This window comes from Mesorhizobium sp. M1A.F.Ca.ET.072.01.1.1 (genome assembly GCF_004023325.1).
In the GTDB taxonomy this organism is placed as follows: domain Bacteria; phylum Pseudomonadota; class Alphaproteobacteria; order Rhizobiales; family Rhizobiaceae; genus Mesorhizobium.
The window spans coordinates 20,716-27,963 of sequence record NZ_RZSF01000057.1 but is presented as its reverse complement, the minus strand read 5'-3'; the positions used below and the strand labels follow the sequence as shown (position 1 = coordinate 27,963).

The following is a 7,248-nucleotide window of genomic DNA, read 5'->3' as shown; positions in this document are numbered from 1 at the left end:
ATCACGCTTGGGCAACTGACAAAGCCCAATGCTCATAAAGCCGGATCAGGTCCGGCCGGTGTGTGGCGTAGGTGCAGTATGACGATGTGAGCCGCTACACCGTGCGCGTCTCCCAGTCTGTCCATAGACTCGGAAGAAGTCGGACCCGGTCAGTTGCAACTCCCTTTCCCAGCACTCCACTGCCCGGTAGAGCGCATGAAAAATCTCCTTTCGGGCGGTTTCTGTTCTGCCCATGCAGGATTCCAGAACATTGATGAAATCGTTTGTTTCGATGAAAGGCATCCACACTTTGGATGGTTGACACGCGTTTCAAAGATCGTGAACTACATCTCGTCGTTGTGCTCGACGCACTCCCGACAGAGCGCAACCTCATGGGCGCGGCATGCAGGATTAACCGAGCCCAGCCGGTCATGAGTGCGGCCGGCCGGGTCGGGCGATAGGCAGTCATGCCCTGCCCTTCCTGCGGGTCAAGCACTCCGAAAAAACATTTCCCCCATAAATGCTAGATCTTCCGTTGCCTTTTCGCGGGCTTCTGCGTGAGGTGAGGCACGCCATCCATGGCATGTGGCACACGCACGCGATGCCAGTGCACGGTCGTTTTCTCGGCAAGGCCGTTCTCTACCTCGACCCGCACGCGCTCGCCCTGACGGACCCGGATTTCCGGGCCTGGAACGGGCCTTCGGCGCGCAATCGAGCCCGGTTCACCCGGCCCAATGGCGTCCACTTTGGGGGCGCATGCACTGCAGACCCGCTGGACCTGATCCGGGAGAGGATGGGCGCGGCGATTGGAATAGCTATGAAAGCGCATCGGACCGTGGAACTGCGCGCGCAGACTTTCGGAGGAAGGCTCGCTTTTAAACGTTATCGTGCAACTCTGACCGTTCTTCGCCTTGGCGGGTGCCGCGGAAGAATCCCGGGTTCTGCGAGCGCTGCGAGAACACCTGCGGTCGATCCTGTACCACAATCTCGCGAAGCTCGATGCTCTCTACAAACGATGTCTTGGATTCTCACGCCCTTATTTCAGCACTTCGCTCGCTTGCCCGACTCGGCCGCGGTCAGCCTTCACCGCCAATTTTATTGGCGCAGCGACGTTCCTATCGGTTCAGGCGAAGCTTCTTGAACCTGCCGCTCTCTCGTTGCCCTGGCACGATTAATCGTCCTCTCAGTCTGTCATTGGCGGAGTCGCTCCTGAGGCGCGCGCCGGCGAGTTCGAGGAGCGCGTGGCTATCTCCTCGGTCCAGCCGGATTCCGCTGCGCGCTCAGCCAATTCCTGGAAGGCCGATTCCAAGGCGAGCTGGCATTGAAGGCCGCGGTCCGGATGGTCGACTAGCTTGGTTCCACGATCGCAATGCTTGATCGCTTCATTGCAGGCCATGGGCTCTCGCCCTCTCCTTTTGCCACACGAGGCGCCAGCTCACGTGTTGTGCGCCCCGGCAACCGCTTTCACCAGCCGCTCCAGCGATCCCGCGCGCTCCAGCTCCGCAAAGAATGATGCGGCGTGACGCTACCCAGCCGGTGCTTCTCGGCCATTTGCACACATAGGGATAGTCGACCATGAAATCGGACCGAGGCGAGGCGTTGGACGTTTCAGTCTTGGTCTGAATGCGCCGCCCACGAGCCGATCGGCCTTCTCGATGATTTGGCGCACCCTCGTTGTCGACAAGCCATGTTCCTGAGCCAGGTCGGCGAAACTCTTGCCCTTCAGAAAGCCGTCGACCAGGGCTATGTTCCTATCGACGGTCGGCTAAATCCCAGCAGGCGCGCGCAGTTTTCCGGCATCATTCCGTTTGTTCATCCGCTTGTCCGCGCCCCCTGCAAATCCTACCGGGCCAAATCGGTGCTTGGAAGACCCACTCATGTCATGGCCTCGGGAAAGTACAAGGCCGACGGTTATGTGAATACGAAAGATGCTGGCGATCACCATGATCGTTGGTGACCGCTGACCTCCCCAATGTCGGCTTCGACGGCACACCGGGAGCTCTCGGCAATGTTGAATAATTCCGTTTGAAGATGGTTGACTTCGTCGTCGAGGCTCGATCCATCAGGATCGGTATCGACGATTCTATATTTGAGAAACCCAAATTCGTTTGACTCGCGCAATTCGCTGTACGGCGTATCATCGCAAGCGCGGGATTCCGACATCCTGCGAAGTGCCCGCGTTGCTGGAATCGATTTTGCGGAAGTAAAAAGGCCCCGGCGCTGGGTCGGCGCGCAGGGCCTTCAGGCATGTACGAGCTACCAGCATGTCCAGTTATGATCGTGCGCTATCATAATGAACAAACGGTGAATGATCGCTATCCGAGGTGCAGGGCGGGCGAGATGGTGGGGCGGTGGGGGACCTGTACCGCTGCAGCGGGGCCACGAGCAGCGACTCGAGCCATGCGCCACGCTGCAGGACCTCGATTTCGGGCCAAGCCTCGAGCCCGCAACTCGCCTTGCTTCTCGGAAATCATAAGGCTTTGTGGGGCGGTTAAGCAGCGCGATATGGCCGCGGCGATACGAAGTTTTCATCTTTACCCTGTTCAGACGGTCAGGCTGCCTTCGCCGCCGGCTTGGCTGCCTTGACATGGGTTATACTGCGGCGACCGTCGACGCCGATCGGAACGTCACCGTCAACCGTAGCGCGACGCACAACCCGGTGCTGGTCGCCATAGTCGTTGACCGCATAATGCTGGTTAGCACGGTTGTCCCAGATAGCGACGTCGCCTACTTGCCAGCGCCACCGCACGGTATTTTCCGGGGCAGTGACGTAGGACTGGAACACCTCGTAGAGTTTGGCGGAATCGCTCTTGGAAAGGCCGACGAGGCGCTGCACGAAATTGCCGAGCAGCAGCGACTTCTCCCCGGTTTCCGGATGGACGCGCACGACCGGATGCTCGGTCTCGTAGATCGTCGATGTGAAAACTTCCTCGAAGTGCTTCTTCTCTTCGGCTGTGGCGCGCGGGCGCACGGCTGCGTAGTCGTAGGCATTGCTATGAATAGCCCACAGATTGTCCGCCAATATTTTGAGCGGCGCCGGCAGATTCTCGTACGCGGCGTGCGTGTTGGACCAGATCGTGTCGCCCCCCGCCGCCGGAATGACGACGCCACGTAGGACCGAGAATTTCGGATAGGCATCGACGAAAGTCACATCGGTATGCCACTGGTCTGCCCTGCCACCGCCACGGCCGGAATCGAGATTGAGGATTGAGGCCGTGCCGGCTGCCGGCCCCTGCGTGGGATGAGGTACAAGGTTACCCAGACGCCGCGCGAACAATTCCTGCTCCGCATCGTCGAGATGCTCCTGGCCGCGGAAGAAGATCACCTTGTGTTTTAGAAGAAGCTGGTTGATGGCTGCTATCGCTGCGTCCGAAAGGTCTCCACCAAGGCGAACTCCTCTGATTTCAGCTCCAACACGGCTGGTCAGCGGTACAACGTCGGAGTCAGGAATTCTCTTCGTCAAGCTCGAAAGCCAAAATCCCGGCGGATCGATCAAGGATCGCATTGCGTTGTCGATGATCGTTAATGCCGAACAGCGTGGCCAGCTCGCGCCGGGCGGTACAATCATCGAAGCGACCGCTGGCAACACAGGGCTCGGCCTGGCCTGGCGGCACGAAGCGCGTGATCGCGTGTCCAAAAGCTGACAGCGTCAGACAAATGTCAGGTTCATTACAACCAACATCTGGGCACTGACGAGGTTTTTCGAAGCAATGGGCGCTAACTGCGCGCTGAGCGCGTTGGCATGGCTTTTGAGACTGAGTGACTGTGACTGCACTTAATGGGGCAAGACGAGCGATGCGCTCCTCCCTGAACCCGTGTGCCGTCTCTGAGAGGAAACCAGCTCGTGCAGAAACCTTTGGAAATAGCTTTGGACCGCAACGTGGTATTGCAGATGGAGTCCCCGGCTCCTTCGATTAGAGTCGAGAACTGGCTGCATGGCGAGCCCCTCACGAGCTTTGAGCCCGGCAAGTGTACATAGTCGAATTTTGGGCAACTTGGTGCGGCCCATGTGTGGACGGGATGCCCCATCTGATCCAGCTGCAGGGCGTCGCCAGGCGCGCCATCTGGACAGCAGGAGCTGGACTATGGGCAAGGTAACAGGCTTTCTCGAAATCGACCGGCAGGTGCACAAGTACCAGCCGGCCTCCGACCGCATCCGGCATTTCCGTGAATTCACGCTGCCGATGTCGGACAAGGAGGTCGAGAAACAGGCCGCGCGCTGCATGGATTGCGGCATTCCGTTCTGCCACGGGCCAACGGGCTGTCCCATCCACAACCAGATCCCGGACTGGAACGACCTCGTCTACAATGGCGACTGGGACAATGCGATCCGCAACCTGCATTCGACCAACAATTTCCCGGAATTCACCGGCCGCATCTGCCCCGCACCTTGCGAGGAAGCCTGCACGCTGAACCTCGAGGACATTCCCGTCGCCATCAAGACGGTCGAGCAGGCGATCGCCGACAAGGCTTACGAGACCGGCCATATCAGGCCCTATCCGCCGGAGAAGAAGACCGGCAAGCGCGTCGCCGTCATCGGCTCCGGCCCGGCCGGCATGTCGGCTGCCCAGCAGCTCGGCCGCGCCGGCCACGACGTCCATGTCTATGAGCGCGAGAGCCGGCCCGGCGGGCTGATGCGTTACGGCATTCCCGACTTCAAGATCGAGAAGCACTATATCGACCGGCGCATCGAGCAGATGCAGGGCGAGGGCGTCACCTTCCATTGCGGCGTCAATGTCGGCGTCGACAAGCCGGTTGCCGAGCTGCTCGCCGAACATGACGCGGTGCTTTATTGCGGCGGTTCCGAAACGCCGCGCGCGGCCGGCATTCCCGGCGACGATCTCGGCGGCGTGCATGACGCGATGCCCTATCTGGTGCAGCAGAACAGGCGTGTCGGCGGCGAACCGATCCAGTCGGTGGCGTGGCCGTCGCATCCGATCCTCGCCGGCGGCCAGCATGTGGTCGTCGTCGGCGGCGGCGATACCGCGTCCGACTGCGTCGGCACCGCCTTCCGCCAGGGCGCGGTCCGCGTCACCCAGCTCGACATCCGTCCGCAGCCGCCGGAAAAGGAAGACAAGCTTTCGGTCTGGCCCTACTGGGCGACCAAGATGCGCACCTCGTCCTCGCAGGCCGAAGGCGCCGAGCGCGAGTTTCAGGTGGCGACGCTCGAGTTCATCGGCGAAGACGGCCAGCTGACCGGGGTCAAATGCTGCGAGGTCGACGAAAAGCGCAAGCCGATCGCCGGCAGCGAATTCGTCATTCGTGCCGATCTCGCGTTCATCGCCATCGGCTTTGCCGGGCCAGCCGCTCGCGGGCCGGTGTCGGAACTGGCCGGCCAGATGAAGATCGCCATTGACAGCCGCCGCTCGAAGAATGTCGAGGCCAATGACCGGGACTACAGGACCAGCGTCGAAAAGCTCTATGCGGCGGGCGACGTGCGGCGCGGCCAGTCGCTGGTCGTCTGGGCGATCCGCGAGGGCCGCCAGGCGGCGCGCGCCATCGATGAGGCGCTGATGGGATCGAGCGTGCTGCCGCGCTGAGTCCGTCTCGAGACCCTACTTGTGCGGCCACCTGAAGGCGCTTTCCGCCCTTCCGCTGCCCCGGGCAGCTTACGGACTGATCGCCGTGGTCGTTTCGGTTGTGGCCCCGGCCGCAGGCTGCCGCCTTGGCGGCCAAGAAAAATCGTCGGCGCGGCCGGGCGAAGCAGCGCTGGGTTTAAGTGCTTGGGGTGACACGGCGTGATCTCCGCCGTTGGCGGGAACAGGGCAGTGCAATAGTACTGCCCTGTTCCTTTTGATCAGAGGCCAGTGCGGATTTCTTCGGCAAGCGCCCTCAACGTCGTCTCGACGTCATCGCCGTTTGCCATCTTCTGCATCGCCACGGCCCATGCGTTCATGGCTTCGCCGAAGCCGACACGCGGTGTGAAAGCCAGCGCGGCTTGATCCTGTATCTTTTTGAAGCTGTCAACGAAGTTGTTGAACTCGGGCTGCGAAGCGTACTTAGTCTAGGTATCGTCCTGCCAGGTCGACGTGCGCGGCGGATTGACGAGCTGGCCAGCAAGGGCACCCTTGAGCGCCACCTGCTTGGAGGTGGCCCACGGGATGAACAGCCAGGCCGTGCCCTTCTTTTCGGAAGCCGCGTTCATGGCGAGAGCCCAGATCCAGATGTCAGAATCCAAGCTCGTGGCGCTCGGTGCGTGCAGCGGCGGAGCGAAGGCGATCTTGCCGGATGCCGGCTTCCCCGCAACATCGTTCCAGAAGCCGAACATTTTTGAGTCGATCGTCATCGCGGTGCGGCCGGACGAGATGCCGTCCACGACCTGGTTCCAGTTATCATTGGCGAAGGAAGGAGCCGCGCACTTCTTGATCATGTCCGAATGTAGTCGTATCCAGCATCGGTAAGCTTCGGATCACTCAGGTATTTGTCCAGCAGGCGCCACTCGGAGCGAGGTCCTACGCGGGCTGAATGCCAGTGCCGAACACATCCCATGCTGGCGACTTCGTCGTCAGTTGGATCGTCATCTTGTTCCAGTAAGAATCGTCTGGGTAGAGTTCCGGCGTGACCTTGATGCCGGGTCAGCTTCTCGAACTCCGGAAAGTTGCGCAGCGAGAGCATCCGCATAGGGGTGGATGTCGTAGGCCCAAGTTATGCTGGTCCCTTCGAATTGACGCCAGTTCACGGTGTCGGCAGCGGCCGAATTAGTGAGCGATGCCGAAACGGCAAGAAACGCCAAGTCAAAAGCAAGCTGTTTGCGTAGCGACGCGCACCTGTAACGAGTACGGGGAATGAGCGACCCATGTAATCCTCCCTGGGGCATTTTGCCAATTTTTGGGTCCACTCCTCCATCCCGAGTTTGCTCATAGCCACAATAAGCGGTTTCCAACGACCTCGCTCTGAATGCACCAGGCCAACTGGGTAAAAACGGGTAACCGGCACTTAAAGGCGATGTAGTATCGCCACCAGAAATACTGCTCCGTGGTGCTGGCCTTTGCCTGGGGGCGCAACACGGCAACTACCCGCTCAAAACGGTTGGTCCTCTACCTCTTATTCACCGTCGCTTTCCTCGCGGCCTAACCCGGCCGGAATATCCGTTGCCAGAAAAAGGCCTCGCGGCCGGTTCGAGGCGCATCCCTCCTCCGAAGCAGCACGCTCAAGTATCGTCACAAGCCCCGAGCGCTTCGCGTTCGGCGATGTCCAAATTCCGACAATGTCGGATACAGTCAGATCTACTGGATTGCGTTTGAATGGTTTTCTCATTTGGCACAGTAC

General features: G+C 60.3%; 4 protein-coding genes and 4 pseudogenes. 5 read left to right on the top strand and 3 right to left on the bottom strand.

All coding sequences use genetic code 11. The features are described 5' to 3' along the window. Positions 1–293 precede the first annotated feature (293 nt). Positions 294–422 (top strand): annotated as a pseudogene (locus tag EOA32_RS39795) (LysR family transcriptional regulator); the annotation flags it as partial. A gap of 104 nt (positions 423–526) precedes the next feature. On the opposite strand, the pseudogene EOA32_RS11260 reads toward EOA32_RS39795, so the two are convergent. Next, positions 527–673, bottom strand: a pseudogene (locus tag EOA32_RS11260) (multicopper oxidase domain-containing protein); the annotation flags it as partial. Between the two features lie 993 nt (positions 674–1,666). Here EOA32_RS11260 and EOA32_RS38540 point away from each other — a divergent pair. Further along, a complete protein-coding gene (locus EOA32_RS38540; protein WP_024504272.1) occupies positions 1,667–1,936 on the top strand; it encodes a hypothetical protein in 270 nt (89 codons plus the stop codon). A 594-nt stretch (positions 1,937–2,530) separates the two neighbouring features. On the opposite strand, the gene EOA32_RS11250 is transcribed toward EOA32_RS38540, so the two are convergent. Next, the gene (locus tag EOA32_RS11250) at positions 2,531–3,484 is read right to left on the bottom strand and encodes a TauD/TfdA family dioxygenase (RefSeq protein ID WP_024504271.1); all 954 of its coding nucleotides are present in this window, start codon (positions 3,482–3,484) and stop codon (positions 2,531–2,533) included. Here EOA32_RS11250 and EOA32_RS39790 point away from each other — a divergent pair. The 3 genes and pseudogenes from EOA32_RS39790 to EOA32_RS11235 form a co-directional block, all read left to right on the top strand. Beyond that, a pseudogene (locus EOA32_RS39790) lies at positions 3,399–3,584 on the top strand (pyridoxal-phosphate dependent enzyme); the annotation flags it as partial. The gene EOA32_RS11250 and the pseudogene EOA32_RS39790 sit on opposite strands and share 86 nt — an antisense overlap. Before the next feature lie 275 nt (positions 3,585–3,859). Next, positions 3,860–4,023, top strand: a pseudogene (locus EOA32_RS11240) (thioredoxin domain-containing protein); the annotation flags it as partial. A gap of 41 nt (positions 4,024–4,064) precedes the next feature. Continuing rightward, positions 4,065–5,519: a glutamate synthase subunit beta gene (locus EOA32_RS11235; protein WP_024504270.1), complete on the top strand. Its 1,455-nt coding sequence runs from the start codon at positions 4,065–4,067 to the stop codon at positions 5,517–5,519. A gap of 464 nt (positions 5,520–5,983) precedes the next feature. Here the strand turns inward: EOA32_RS11235 and EOA32_RS39785 are convergent, their stop codons facing one another. Then, positions 5,984–6,349 (bottom strand): extracellular solute-binding protein, encoded by a 366-nt coding sequence (locus EOA32_RS39785; protein ID WP_245454714.1) that lies wholly within the window; start codon positions 6,347–6,349, stop codon positions 5,984–5,986. Positions 6,350–7,248 lie beyond the last annotated feature (899 nt).

Coding starts and splice junctions, on each gene's coding strand:
- EOA32_RS11250 (WP_024504271.1), bottom strand. CDS start 3,484: ATGCGATCCTTGATCGATCCGCCGGGATTTTGGCTTTCGAGCTTGACG.
- EOA32_RS39785 (WP_245454714.1), bottom strand. CDS start 6,349: ATGATCAAGAAGTGCGCGGCTCCTTCCTTCGCCAATGATAACTGGAAC.
- EOA32_RS11235 (WP_024504270.1), top strand. CDS start 4,065: ATGGGCAAGGTAACAGGCTTTCTCGAAATCGACCGGCAGGTGCACAAG.
- EOA32_RS38540 (WP_024504272.1), top strand. CDS start 1,667: ATGTTCCTGAGCCAGGTCGGCGAAACTCTTGCCCTTCAGAAAGCCGTC.